The 13,182-nt window shown below is 57.3% G+C and carries 15 protein-coding genes and 1 riboswitch; of the genes, 9 read left to right on the top strand and 6 right to left on the bottom strand.

What is annotated here, in order from left to right:
- Window positions 1-239 precede the first annotated feature (239 nt).
- Window positions 240-686 (top strand): zinc resistance sensor/chaperone ZraP, encoded by a 447-nt coding sequence (gene zraP / locus H7R76_RS22245; RefSeq protein ID WP_106930747.1) that lies wholly within the window; start codon window positions 240-242, stop codon window positions 684-686.
- Window positions 687-689: 3 nt separating this feature from the next.
- Here the strand turns inward: zraP and H7R76_RS22250 are convergent, their stop codons facing one another.
- The 6 genes from H7R76_RS22250 to nudC form a co-directional block, all read right to left on the bottom strand.
- The gene (locus H7R76_RS22250; protein WP_106930775.1) at window positions 690-1,382 is read right to left on the bottom strand and encodes a DUF1481 domain-containing protein; all 693 of its coding nucleotides are present in this window, start codon (window positions 1,380-1,382) and stop codon (window positions 690-692) included.
- Window positions 1,383-1,394: 12 nt separating this feature from the next.
- A complete protein-coding gene (gene hupA, locus H7R76_RS22255) occupies window positions 1,395-1,667 on the bottom strand; it encodes a nucleoid-associated protein HU-alpha (RefSeq protein WP_001044509.1) in 273 nt (90 codons plus the stop codon).
- Window positions 1,668-1,853: 186 nt separating this feature from the next.
- The gene (locus H7R76_RS22260) at window positions 1,854-2,444 is read right to left on the bottom strand and encodes a YjaG family protein (protein WP_106930749.1); all 591 of its coding nucleotides are present in this window, start codon (window positions 2,442-2,444) and stop codon (window positions 1,854-1,856) included.
- A gap of 33 nt (window positions 2,445-2,477) precedes the next feature.
- Window positions 2,478-3,158 (bottom strand): deoxyribonuclease V, encoded by a 681-nt coding sequence (gene nfi, locus H7R76_RS22265; protein ID WP_182966519.1) that lies wholly within the window; start codon window positions 3,156-3,158, stop codon window positions 2,478-2,480.
- Window positions 3,158-4,222, bottom strand: a complete 1,065-nt coding sequence (gene hemE, locus H7R76_RS22270; RefSeq protein WP_106930753.1) for a uroporphyrinogen decarboxylase — start codon at window positions 4,220-4,222, stop codon at window positions 3,158-3,160. Before hemE ends, nfi begins: the two co-directional genes overlap by 1 nt.
- A gap of 40 nt (window positions 4,223-4,262) precedes the next feature.
- Entirely contained in the window at window positions 4,263-5,036 is a 774-nt protein-coding gene (nudC, locus tag H7R76_RS22275) for an NAD(+) diphosphatase (RefSeq protein WP_106930755.1), read from the bottom strand.
- 97 nt (window positions 5,037-5,133) lie between these two features.
- Here nudC and rsd point away from each other — a divergent pair, with 97 nt between their 5' ends.
- From rsd to H7R76_RS22315, 8 genes are all read left to right on the top strand, one after another.
- Window positions 5,134-5,619 (top strand): sigma D regulator, encoded by a 486-nt coding sequence (rsd, locus tag H7R76_RS22280; protein WP_182966521.1) that lies wholly within the window; start codon window positions 5,134-5,136, stop codon window positions 5,617-5,619.
- A 50-nt stretch (window positions 5,620-5,669) separates the two neighbouring features.
- Window positions 5,670-5,779, top strand: a riboswitch (TPP riboswitch).
- 81 nt (window positions 5,780-5,860) lie between these two features.
- Window positions 5,861-7,759: a phosphomethylpyrimidine synthase ThiC gene (thiC, locus tag H7R76_RS22285; RefSeq protein WP_182934533.1), complete on the top strand. Its 1,899-nt coding sequence runs from the start codon at window positions 5,861-5,863 to the stop codon at window positions 7,757-7,759.
- On the top strand, window positions 7,759-8,394 hold the full coding sequence (thiE, locus tag H7R76_RS22290) for a thiamine phosphate synthase (protein ID WP_182966523.1): 636 nt from the start codon (window positions 7,759-7,761) through the stop codon (window positions 8,392-8,394). The genes thiC and thiE overlap by 1 nt, the downstream gene beginning before the upstream one ends.
- Entirely contained in the window at window positions 8,387-9,145 is a 759-nt protein-coding gene (locus H7R76_RS22295; RefSeq protein WP_048214116.1) for a HesA/MoeB/ThiF family protein, read from the top strand. The genes thiE and H7R76_RS22295 overlap by 8 nt, the downstream gene beginning before the upstream one ends.
- On the top strand, window positions 9,126-9,326 hold the full coding sequence (gene thiS / locus H7R76_RS22300; RefSeq protein WP_003033088.1) for a sulfur carrier protein ThiS: 201 nt from the start codon (window positions 9,126-9,128) through the stop codon (window positions 9,324-9,326). Before H7R76_RS22295 ends, thiS begins: the two co-directional genes overlap by 20 nt.
- A 1-nt stretch (window position 9,327) precedes the next feature.
- Window positions 9,328-10,098 (top strand): thiazole synthase, encoded by a 771-nt coding sequence (gene thiG, locus H7R76_RS22305; RefSeq protein ID WP_057102429.1) that lies wholly within the window; start codon window positions 9,328-9,330, stop codon window positions 10,096-10,098.
- Window positions 10,095-11,225 (top strand): 2-iminoacetate synthase ThiH, encoded by a 1,131-nt coding sequence (thiH, locus tag H7R76_RS22310; RefSeq protein WP_106930763.1) that lies wholly within the window; start codon window positions 10,095-10,097, stop codon window positions 11,223-11,225. Before thiG ends, thiH begins: the two co-directional genes overlap by 4 nt.
- Before the next feature lie 234 nt (window positions 11,226-11,459).
- Window positions 11,460-13,001: a sensor domain-containing diguanylate cyclase gene (locus H7R76_RS22315; protein ID WP_182968069.1), complete on the top strand. Its 1,542-nt coding sequence runs from the start codon at window positions 11,460-11,462 to the stop codon at window positions 12,999-13,001.
- Window positions 13,002-13,182 lie beyond the last annotated feature (181 nt).

Raw genomic sequence — 13,182 nt, forward strand, 5'->3', positions numbered from 1 at the left:
TGGTTTTTGCGTTGCTATCCCTCAGCAGAAATCATGCCATCTTTCCGCGCCCGCAGCCCGGCCCGCGCGCACAAATGGGCGAGTTAAACGGGTAAAAATGACTCGCCTGGATACACAATGCGGGTCATTTTTACTCGCCGATCGCAAGCCATCGAGGCCCGCGCCGCAGTGTGCGGGCGATGACAAGCTGGCACAGAAGATGCAATGACTAAGATGACCACACTACAGGAGAATTCACCATGAAACGGAACAAGAATCTGGCTTTTGCACTCTTCGCTTTTGCCGCACTGACCTTCACCAGCGGCGCGGCGCTCGCGGGCCCCCATCACTGGAACAATAATGCCGGCAACGGCGGTGGCTACAGTCAACTAACCGATGCGCAGCAGGCGACCGCCCAGAAGCTGCACAACGATTTCTACAACCAGACCAGCGCGCTGCGCCAGCAGTTGACCTCAAAGCGCTATGAGTACAACGCGCTGCTGACGGCAGAGAAACCCGATAGCGCGAAAATTGAAGCGGTCGCGCAGGAGATGGAAGGCTTAAGCCAGAAGCTGGATCAGCAGCGGGTGAAGTTTGATGTTGCGATGGCACAGGCCGGTATTCCCCGCCACGGCGGCGCAGGCGATGGCTGCCGGGGCGGCGGGTACAGCGGCGGCGGGCATAGGGGTGGCATGCACCGCGGGTAAGGCTCAGAAGCTTTTTTCTGTCGGCTGCCAGGTACAGTAGTCTTCATTCGCCACCAGCAGCAGCTGGGAGCCTTCCGGGGCTTCCAGCCAGGCGATGCTGACCTCGGCGGAAGAGCGGCTCTGACGGCTGGCAATATGCCCTAACGCGCGGGCATCGAAGTCGGGTTTTACCGTCTCGCCTTCGCAGGTCGTTACCGATAAATCGGCGTGCCAACGCCCCTGACGCAGCACCACTTTCCCCAGCCGCAGCGCGTCGCTGGTCTGGCGGATCTGTTCGGCGCGATAGCGATAGAGCGCCACCTGGTCGCTGGAGAGCTGCTGCTTCTGCCCGTCGACTTCACGCTGCATAAAGCTCAGTTCGCCGTTACGGTCGAAGCGGGCGCGAATATGTTCGGCAGGTTTGCCGTAGATGTTCAGTTCAATCAGCTGCAGCATGTCGTTCTGCCAACGGTACTCGCTGGTTGAGGTGCTGCCACTGTGCCACGGGCTAAATGCGGCAAGCAGGTGCGTTTCGCCGCCGCTATCTTTACGCCAGATGCGCACCGCGCCCTGGGTATCCGCATAGCCGCTAGCGGTAAAGGGAGGCAGCGCGCTGTTGTGGCTACAGGCGGTCAGCAATAAGACACCCGCAAGCCCCGCAAAACGGCGCCAGATGAACGAAAGGGGCGAAACCGCCCCTTCTTTAAAACTGTTCACTGCCACGCAGTCTTACTTAACAGCGTCTTTCAGTGCTTTGCCAGAAACAAATGCCGGCACGTTAGCTGCAGCGATTTTGATTTCTTTACCGGTCTGCGGGTTGCGGCCAGTACGCTCAGCGCGGTGGTTCACTTTGAAGGTACCGAAACCAACCAGTTGTACAGCATCGCCTTCTTTCAGAGACTCAGTAATAGCAGCCAGGGTGGATTCCAGAGCAGCTTTAGCCTGGGTTTTAGACAGTTCAGCCTTGTCCGCAATTACATCAATCAGTTGAGTCTTGTTCATAAGTTATCCTTACAATGTGTTTATCGCTTGCTAAGCATCGAGTGCGACGAAAATGCCAGAAAAGCACTCTCCTGCATACACGCACCGATAGCCACTTTTTTTCGCCCTCCAAATGTAGACCAGACGGGGGGCAGATGTGAAGCCTTCAGGCGTGACAATTCAGGCGGTAAATCACGTTTTATTGTCTCATTGCTGAAAAATTATACCAATATTGCTTTCAGCGGCCTCTCGGAGGTCTGCGCGCAGCCCTTTAATCAGTTCAATATCGCGTTCTTCACATTCGGCCAAAAGGCGGAAAATCTCCCACTGAATGTCCCATTCCTGCTCTACAGCGGGGTTCAAACGCAGCTCTTCATCGGTCATTTCGCGACCGGCCTGGGTCATTTCCAGCATGGCGACGGTGGTAATCGAACTCTTACTGACTTCAATCGCATGTTCGAGCGTTTCACCGCTCAGACGCGAATGTATTAATTCGCTCAATGCAACACAGGCATCGATCGCCGGATAGACGCCGTACATGTCGTAGTCGTCTGCCGCCGGAATCGCCTCTTCCAGCTTTTCAAGCTGGCTGTCGAAGTTTACCTTCGCGTCTTTGACCGTCAGGGTTTCCCAGATGAGATCGAGAATGCGGCGGTACAGCTGTGGCTCACCAAATTCCGACTCTTTGCAGAACATGGCGTAGTTCGGGTACATGCGTTCGCACAGGCAAGCCATAAAGGTGACGTGCTGCCAGCTTTCCAGCTTCTCCAGACGCAGATGAATCGGGTTTTGTAACATGATGAGCTCTCAAATACGGAAATTAGACGCAGTTTACCCGATATGGGGCATTTTTGCTGCAAGCCGCGTAAAAGCCGGGCGTTCAGATGCCACCGCATCTGCCCAGCGCGTAGGTTCCGGCAGGCGATAGCCGTTCATGCAGCGTTGTACCCACGCCAGCGCGCTATCCAGACTCACGCGGTGGCCCGTGGAGATAAACAACGGGTTACAGCGCGCTTTGCTGCGCCAGACCCATGCCAGCTGTTCGCCTTTATCCAGCAACGGCGCTAACGCTCCGGGTTCGGCAGCGAGCGGCTCAAACTGGCCGCACAAGCGTTTCTTCGCCACGCCAATCGTCGGCACATCCACCAGCAGGCCAAAATGGCTGGCGACGCCCAGACGGCGCGGGTGAGAGATGCCGTGACCGTCAACGAACAGCAGATCGGGCTTGTGCGAGAGCTGCTGCCAGGCGGCCATCAACGCGGGAGTTTCACGAAAGGAGAGAAAGCCTGGAATGTAAGGCATGGTCGTGGCGATGCGCGCCACCTGGTATTCAACCAGCTCCAGCGAAGGGTATTTCAGTAAAACCATCGCGGCCCGCGTCACTTCGCCGCCCTGCTCAAAGCCCACGTCCGCCCCGCCGATCAGATCCGGCGGATCGTTTTGCAGGCGATCCTCGCGGATCGCTGAAGAGGCCAGTTCAAGCTGCTGCGCGCACAGCGACACGAGATCCATTAGCGATGATACGGCGCCGACAGACGGTGCACCGCTTCAACAAAGACGCCCGCGTGTTCCGGCGGCACGTCCTGATGAATGCCGTGGCCCAGATTGAAGACGTGGCCTTCGCCTTGACCAAAACCGGCCAGAATCGTCGCCACTTCTTCTTCAATGCGCGCCGCTGGCGCATACAGCATAGACGGGTCCATATTGCCCTGCAGCGCCACTTTGTGGCCTACGCGGCGACGCGCATCGGCGATATCGGTCGTCCAGTCGAGGCCCAGTGCGTCACAGCCGGTTTCCGCCATCGCTTCCAGCCACTGACCGCCGCCCTTGGTGAACAGCGTCACCGGCACGCGGCGGCCGTCGTTTTCACGCAGTAAGCCATCGACAATTTTGTGCATGTAGTACAGAGAGAACTGCTGATAATCGCGGCCGGTCAACACCCCGCCCCAGGTGTCAAAAATCATCACCGACTGCGCGCCAGCTTTGATCTGCGCGTTCAGGTACAGCGTGACGCTCTGCGCCAGCTTATCCAGCAGCAGATGCAGCGCCTGCGGATCGGCATACATCATCTTTTTAATCACGGTGAAGGCTTTGCTGCTACCGCCTTCCACCATGTAGGTCGCCAGCGTCCACGGGCTGCCGGAAAAGCCGATCAGCGGGACTTCACCCTTCAGCTCACGGCGGATGGTGCGCACCGCGTTCATGACGTAGCCCAGCTCACCCTCCGGATCCGGAATCGGCAGCTTTTCCACATCAGCTTTGCGGGTGATGGGCGAGGTAAAGCGCGGACCTTCCCCGGCTTCGAAGTACAGCCCCAGCCCCATTGCATCGGGAATGGTCAGAATATCCGAGAAGAGGATCGCCGCATCCAGCGGGAAGCGGCGCAGCGGCTGCAGCGTCACCTCGCAGGCCAGCTCTGCGTTTTTACACAGCGACATAAAGTCCCCTGCCTGCGCGCGCGTAGCTTTGTACTCCGGTAAATAGCGGCCCGCCTGGCGCATCATCCATACCGGGGTCACATCAACGGGCTGGCGCAGCAGCGCACGCAGATAACGATCGTTCTTCAGTTCGGTCATTTTTACATTCCTTTAGCGTTGATGCGCCCATTGTAACATGTCAGTCGTAGTCGGCCCGACACATTGCCACCGTATCTTCAATCAGCCGACGCGCCACGGTGCCCGGCGGCGGTAAAAGCGGAAGGTCGTCATAGCGATACCAGTTGGCATTGAGCAGCTCTTTCGGGTCGATGACGATGTCGCCGCTGTCGTATTCCGCCATAAACGCCGTCATCAGCGACTGCGGGAACGGCCACGGCTGCGAGGTAATGTAGCGCAGGTTTTTCACCGTGATGCCGCTCTCTTCCATCACTTCACGCGCAACCGCCTGCTCTAAGGTTTCGCCCACTTCAACAAAACCGGCCAGCACGGTATGCACGCCGTTGCGATGGCGAACGTGCTGGGCCAGCAGAATGGAATCATCACGACGAATAGCAACAATAATGCAGGGGGCGATTTGCGGGTAGTAGCGTTCGCGGCAGTGGCTGCACAGCATCGCCCATTCTGTTTTACTTGGGTGCATTGTGTGACCGCAGTAGCCGCAGAATTTATGCGAGCGGTAAAACTCCGCCAGCTGCACGCCGCGCCCGGCCAACTGGAACAGCCCAACGTCCTGATCCAACACCTGGCGAACCGACCCCATATCATGACGGCGCGCCTGCTGAACCAGCCAGACCGGCTCCCCTTGCCATTCACCAATCCGCAGTGCGCGCTGACCCACAAGATCGAAATTTACCGCTTCGCCATATGGTAATTCGCCTGCCGGCAGCCATAATTTTTGTTCGTGACTAACGATCCACCAGCCGCGATCCGATTTTTCAATTATACGATCCATATCTCTTGCGCTACCTTTGCTTCACAGGCATGTTATTAACATAATATTTACATATTGACGTGAGCAGATTTTCACTTACCGATGCGGGAGTCAACCTATGTTAAACCAGTTAGAGAGCCTGACAGAGCGTGTAAAAGGACACCATAGACTGGTCGACCGCTGGCTGAATATTCGTAAGCACCTGCTCGTGGCTTACTACAATCTGGTTGGCCTTAAGCCTGGCAAAGAATCGTTCATGCGTCTTAACGAGAAAGCGCTGGATGACTTTTGTCAGCGTCTGGTCGATTATCTTTCTGCCGGTCATTTCAGTATTTATGAACGCATTATCCATAAAATGGAAGGCGAGAGTCCGCTTTTAAACGCCGGAAAAATCTGGCCGCTGCTGGATGCTAACACCCAGCAAATTATGGACTACTACGATTCCACGCTGGAAAACGCCATCGACCAGGATAACGTTTATGCCTTCCAGCAGGCGCTGTCTGATATTGGCGAAGCGCTGGAGGCACGTTTTTTACTGGAAGATCAGCTCATCATGCTGACGTTTAATGTGCTCGATGGGGGCGAAATGAAACGCCCGGCTTGAGATTTACTGCATTAACGAGTAGTTTACATTCATTACCTCTCATCTGAGGTTACTTCTTGTCGGAGTGCCCAGTGCGCAAGCACGGGCTGAGACCGTTAATTCGGGATCCGCGGAACCTGATCAGGTTAAGACCTGCGAAGGGAACAAGAGTCAATCTACAACCGTATCGCCCCTGGGCGATCGCCTCTCTTGCTTCATCCGTCGTCTGACAAGCCACGTCCTTACTTTTTTGGAATGAGCTATGTCTGCCACTACTAAACCATCACGCCGCGAACAGCGCGCGCAAGCCCAACACTTTATCGATACCCTGGAAGGGACCGCCTTCCCTAACTCAAAACGCATTTATATTACCGGTTCGCAGCCGGATATCCGCATTCCGATGCGCGAAATCCAGCTGAGCCCGACGCTGATTGGCGGCAGCAAAGACAACCCGCAATTTGAAGACAACGAAGCCGTGCCGGTGTACGACACCTCCGGGCCGTATGGCGATCCTGACGTGGCGATTAACGTCCAGCAGGGCCTGGCGAAACTGCGCCAGCCGTGGATTGCGGCGCGTAACGACAGCGAAGAATTAGACGACCGCAGCTCCGCTTACACCAAAGAGCGCCTGGCCGACGATGGCCTGGACGGGCTGCGTTTCAGCGGCCTGCTGACGCCAAAGCGCGCCAAAGCCGGAAAGCGCGTGACCCAGTTGCACTACGCCCGTCAGGGGATCGTCACGCCGGAGATGGAGTTTATCGCCATCCGTGAAAACATGGGCCGCGAGCGTATTCGTAGTGAAGTACTGCGCCACCAGCATCCGGGGATGAACTTTGGCGCTCGTCTACCGGAAAATATCACCCCGGAATTCGTGCGTGATGAAGTCGCTGCGGGCCGGGCGATTATTCCCGCCAACATCAACCACCCGGAATCCGAGCCGATGATCATCGGCCGCAACTTCCTGGTGAAGGTGAATGCCAACATCGGTAACTCGGCGGTCACTTCCTCTATCGAAGAAGAGGTCGAAAAACTGGTGTGGTCGACCCGCTGGGGCGCAGATACGGTGATGGACCTCTCCACCGGTCGCTATATTCACGAAACCCGCGAGTGGATCCTGCGTAACAGCCCGGTGCCGATCGGCACCGTACCGATCTACCAGGCGTTGGAGAAGGTCAACGGGATCGCCGAAGATCTCACCTGGGAAGCGTTCCGCGATACGTTGCTGGAACAGGCCGAACAGGGCGTCGACTACTTCACTATCCATGCCGGCGTACTGCTGCGCTACGTGCCGATGACCGCTAAACGCCTGACCGGAATTGTCTCGCGCGGCGGTTCAATTATGGCGAAATGGTGCCTCTCGCATCACAAAGAAAACTTCCTGTTTGAACATTTCCGCGAAATTTGTGAAATCTGCGCCGCCTACGACGTCTCGCTCTCTCTCGGTGACGGCCTGCGCCCGGGTTCGATTCAGGATGCCAACGACGAAGCGCAGTTCTCCGAACTGCATACGCTGGGCGAGCTGACCAAAATCGCCTGGGAATACGACGTGCAGGTGATGATTGAAGGCCCAGGGCATGTGCCGATGCATATGATCCAACGCAACATGACCGAAGAGCTGGAGAGCTGCCACGAAGCGCCGTTCTACACCTTAGGGCCGTTGACGACAGATATCGCGCCGGGCTATGACCACTTCACCTCCGGCATTGGCGCGGCGATGATCGGCTGGTTTGGCTGCGCGATGCTGTGCTACGTGACGCCAAAAGAGCACCTCGGCCTGCCGAACAAAGAAGACGTGAAGCAAGGGCTGATTACCTACAAGATTGCCGCCCACGCCGCCGACCTGGCGAAGGGGCACCCGGGTGCGCAGATCCGCGACAACGCGATGTCGAAAGCGCGCTTCGAATTCCGCTGGGAAGACCAGTTTAACCTCGCGCTCGACCCGTTCACTGCCCGCGCTTATCACGATGAAACCCTGCCGCAGGAGTCCGGCAAAGTCGCCCATTTCTGCTCAATGTGCGGGCCGAAGTTCTGCTCAATGAAAATCAGCCAGGAAGTACGCGACTACGCCGCCGCGCAGACTATTGAAGTGGGAATGGCAGATATGTCGGAGAACTTCCGCGCCAAAGGCGGTGAAATCTACCTCAAAAAAGAGGAGGCATAATGTACCAGCCTGATTTCCCGACCGTGCCGTTCCGCCTCGGGCTTTACCCGGTGGTGGACAGCGTGGCGTGGATTGAACGCCTGCTGCAGGCGGGCGTGCGCACGATCCAACTGCGCATTAAAGATAAGCGTGATGAAGAGGTCGAAGCCGACGTCATGGCCGCCATTGAACTGGGGCGTCGCTATGACGCCCGTCTGTTTATCAACGACTACTGGCGGCTGGCGATTAAGCACAACGCTTACGGCGTGCATCTGGGCCAAGAAGATCTTGAAACCACCGATCTGACGGCGATTCAGGCGGCGGGGCTGCGCCTGGGTGTCTCCACTCACGATGATATGGAGATCGACGTCGCGCTGGCGGCTAAGCCTTCTTATATCGCACTCGGCCACGTCTTCCCCACGCAAACCAAGCAGATGCCTTCCGCCCCGCAGGGGCTGACGCAGCTGGCAAGTCATATTGAACGACTGGCAGATTACCCGACCGTCGCCATTGGCGGCATCAGCCTGGAACGTGCGCCCGCAGTGCTGGCAACCGGCGTCGGCAGCATTGCCGTGGTCAGCGCCATTACCCAGGCGGCTGACTGGCAGGCAGCCACAGCGCAGCTGCTCGACATAGCGGGAGTCGGCGATGAATGACCGCGACTTTATGCGCTACAGCCGGCAGATCCTGCTCGGCGATATCGCTATTGAGGGCCAACAAAAACTGCTCGACAGCCATGTGCTGATTGTCGGTCTGGGCGGATTAGGCTCGCCTGCCGCGCTATATCTGGCGGGAGCGGGCGTCGGTACGCTGACGCTGGCGGACGATGACGACGTTCATCTGAGCAATCTGCAACGGCAAATATTGTTCACCACCGACGACATTGCTCGCCCGAAAGCGCTGGCGGCGGAACGCCATCTGGCGCGTCTTAACCCGGACAGCGAGCTGGTCGTCCTTGAGCAGCGGCTGACGGGCGATGCGCTGCGGCACGCTGTCGAGCGGGCCGACGTGGTGCTCGACTGTACCGACAACATGGCCACGCGTCAGGAAATTAACGCCGCCTGCGTGTCGCTGAATACGCCTTTGGTGACCGCCAGCGCCGTCGGTTTCGGCGGCCAGTTGATGGTGCTCACGCCACCGTGGGAACAAGGTTGTTACCGCTGCCTGTGGCCGGATGATGTCGAACCTGAGCGCAACTGCCGTACCGCCGGTATCGTCGGCCCGGTTGTCGGCGTGATGGGCACCTTGCAGGCGCTGGAAGCCATCAAACTGCTTAGCGGCATTGCGACGCCCAGCGGCGAGTTACGCCTGTTTGACGGTAAAACCAGCCAATGGCGCAGCCTTGCGCTGCGTCGGGCCAATGGCTGCCCGGTATGCGGAGGGCAACATGCAGATTCAGTTCAATGATGAGCCGATGCAGTGCGCCGAGGGACAAACCGTCAGCGGGCTGCTCACCGAGCTTAATCAGCTCAAACCGGGCGCGGCGCTGGCGCTCAATCAGCAGATCCTGCCGCGCGAGCAGTGGCAGCAGCAAATCGTGCAGGAAGGCGACCAGATCCTGCTTTTTCAGGTTATTGCAGGGGGTTGATATGTTACGTATTGCCGACAAAACGTTTGATTCACATCTGTTCACCGGTACCGGAAAATTTGCCTCATCGCAGCTGATGGTCGAGGCGATTCGCGCCTCCGGCAGCCAGCTGGTGACGCTGGCGATGAAGCGCGTGGATTTGCGCCAGCATAACGATGCCATTCTGGCCCCGCTTATCGACGCGGGCGTGACGCTGCTGCCTAACACCTCCGGAGCGAAAACCGCTGAAGAGGCGATTTTCGCCGCCCAACTGGCGCGTGAAGCGCTGGGCACAAACTGGCTCAAATTAGAAATCCACCCGGATGCCCGCTGGCTATTGCCGGATCCGATTGAAACGCTAAAAGCTGCCGAAGCGCTGGTGAAACAGGGCTTTGTGGTGCTGCCCTACTGCGGTGCGGATCCGGTACTGTGCAAGCGGCTGGAAGACGTGGGCTGCGCGGCGGTGATGCCGCTCGGCGCGCCTATCGGCTCCAACCAGGGGCTGGAAACCAAAGCGATGCTGGAGATTATTATCCAACAGGCGACCGTGCCGGTGGTGGTTGATGCAGGCATCGGCGTCCCCAGCCACGCCACGCAGGCGCTGGAAATGGGCGCCGACGCGGTGCTGGTCAACACGGCGATTGCCGTGGCGGACGATCCGGTGATGATGGCCACCGCTTTCCGTCTGGCGGTTGAAGCGGGCCTTCTGGCGCGCCAGGCCGTCCCCGGCAGCAAAAGCTCGCTCGCGCAGGCCACCAGCCCGTTGACGGGATTTCTGGAGGCACTGGCATGAATACCTTCACCGACCGCTGGCGACAGCTGGAGTGGGACGACATCCGCCTGCGTATCAACGGGAAAACCGCCGCTGACGTGGAACGCGCCCTCAACGCTTCGCAGCTTAGCCGCGATGATTTGATGGCGCTGCTCTCGCCTGCCGCCGCCGACTATCTGGAGCCGCTGGCACAGCGGGCGCAGAAGCTCACCCGTCAGCGCTTTGGCAACACCGTGAGCTTTTACGTTCCGCTGTATCTCTCAAATCTCTGCGCCAACGACTGCACCTACTGCGGTTTCTCAATGAGCAACCGTATCAAGCGTAAAACGCTGGATAACGCAGAAATTGCTCGGGAGTGCACGGCCATCCGTGAGCTGGGTTTTGAGCATCTGCTGCTGGTCACCGGTGAACATCAGGCAAAAGTCGGGATGGACTATTTTCGCCGCCACCTTCCGGCTATTCGCCGACAGTTTGCGTCACTGCACATGGAAGTTCAGCCGCTGGCGACCGAGGAATACGCCGAGCTGAAGGCGCTGGGGCTGGATGGCGTGATGGTTTATCAGGAGACCTATCACGAAGGAATGTACGCTCAGCATCACCTGAAAGGCAAAAAGCAGGACTTTTTCTGGCGTCTCGATACGCCGGACCGTTTGGGCCAGGCAGGCATGGATAAAATTGGCCTCGGTGCGCTGATAGGCCTGTCTGACAGCTGGCGGGTCGACTGTTTTATGGTCGCCGAGCACCTGATGTGGCTTCAGCAGCGCTACTGGAAAAGCCGCTATTCAATCTCCTTCCCGCGTCTGCGGCCCTGCGCGGGCGGCATCGAGCCGGCATCGCTGATGGATGAACGGCAGCTGGTACAGACGATTTGCGCCTTTCGTCTGTTCTCACCGGATACCGAACTATCGCTGTCCACCCGCGAGTCTCCCTGGTTCCGTGACCGCGTGATCCCGCTAGCCATCAATAACGTCAGCGCCTTTTCCAAAACCCAGCCCGGCGGCTACGCCGACGATCGCCCGGAACTGGAACAGTTCTCGCCGCACGATGCCAGAACCCCTGCCGAAGTCGCCAACGCGTTAACCGCGCGCGGGCTACAGCCGGTATGGAAAGACTGGGACAGTTGGCTCGGACGAAGCGCACCGCGCTAAAAGTGAGCTACACTGATTCAGGGCGACGTGCTTCAAGCGCCGCCCTTCACCCAACCTCAACAAACGAATATTTCATAAAAAACGGTATTTACTAGCAATTTAATCTATACATATAGATTAAATACTCATGTTTACATCGATAAAGTATAATTATTGAGTCATAAATATGTGTATACGATTGCGGTACCTGCTCTCTCTGGTTTTCTGCAATTCACTCCGGGAATGGAAACCATGATGAGTTCTCACAGCAGGCGGCTGTCGTTTACAGCGCCTATTTTTATCAGTTTTGCCGGCATTATCCTGTGCTTTGTGATTATTGCCACGCTGGTCACTATCATTCAACGCAATGATATTATTCGTGATTATCACAGTATTAACCGCAATTTCACCCATAACCTTGCGGTCAATTACACGGAATCCATTCTGCATGAAAACGATTATATTCTGGGGCGTGCGACAACCTTTTTAGCCCGTAATGATGAGCTGAACAGACTCGTCAATATCGACCCCGAGCAAGGGCTGCAATCCATGATGCAGCTGCTGTCCATGATGCCCACCGTCTCTTCGCTGTCGATCGCCGATACGCAAGGCCATTACCTGCGCGCACCGCAGGCGATTGAGCGCCCGAATGCGCCGGTTTTTGATGCCTCAACCCGCCCGTGGTTCGTGCATCAGGGCGATGTCGGGATCTTCAGCCGCTATACCCAGCCCTACACCGATTTCTTCACGCAGCAACAGACCGTGACGCTGGCAAAACCGGTTATTTCGACCGACGGCAAACTAAAAGGCACGCTGGCGTTCCACTTTGATCTCACCGCCATGAGCCATACGCTGCGGCAGATGCGCTCGCCGGTGCAAGGCGAGTTCTTCATCGTCAACCGCCAGGGACAGGCGCTGCTGCATCCGGACAGCGGCAAGCTGTTCCAGACGGTCGTGTCTGAACAACTGCTTAACGGCATGACCGCTGGCGAAGGAGAAGTGTTCGATAAACCTAGTCGTACCTGGTATTACTACTATTCCTTCACCAACCCTGACTGGTTTGTGATCTATAAAGTTTCCGGCCATACCCTCAGCATGCTGGCGCAGCATGAAAGTATCATCATCTCGTGGGGCTTCGCGCTGGCAGGTCTGATTATCATTACCTTCGGCCTGTACCTGCGGCACGCCTCACGCGGCATCCTGATGAATATCATTAACGCCATCAAGACAGGTGATACCCAACGAGCGCCGGGCCTGGAGGTGATGCTGCATAAAGCGATTGAGACGAATAAAGCGCGCGAGCGGGCCTACGTGCGCCAGGCGACCGTCGACTCGCTGACCGGCTGTAAGAACCGCTGGGCCTTCGATACCGACATCGCTAAGCTGATGAACGAGCGACAGTCGTTCGCACTCGCGCTGGTCGATATCGATAACTTCAAATCCATTAACGATGCCTGGGGTCATCTGAGCGGGGATATTGTCCTGCGCAGCGTTGCCCGTGAAGGGATCGCTATCCTGCAGGCGCATGGTCTATCGTTGTATCGCTACGGTGGCGAAGAGTTTGCGGTTATTTTCACCGCCGAACACGTTGCCGAAGCCGCCGCCCTGCTGGAGCTATGGCGGTTGAACGTGGCTAACCGGTCATGGCGTGAAGAAGGCCTGCATGTCACTTTCAGCGCCGGGCTGGGCGAATGGCATATGGAGACGTTGGATCACCTGGTCTCGAGCGTTGACGAAGCGCTTTATCGCGCCAAACGCCAGGGGAAAAATCGCATCGAACGTACCTCAACCTCCTGACTTTCCCCCTCGATAACGAAAGACCCGCGCTGCGGTTTTTTTTGTCTTTGCGCCACGCTAAAAAATGTAACCGGTTTCAGACTTTTGCGACAATCTTTGTGATGCCTTACACACAATCGCTGCAAAGCGGTTGTTGATCGTTTCAGCTCGCGATAAACATGGTTAATCACGGGTCATGAGG

The organism is Klebsiella sp. WP8-S18-ESBL-06 (assembly GCF_014169755.1).
Taxonomy (GTDB): Bacteria; Pseudomonadota; Gammaproteobacteria; order Enterobacterales; family Enterobacteriaceae; genus Kluyvera; species Kluyvera ascorbata_B.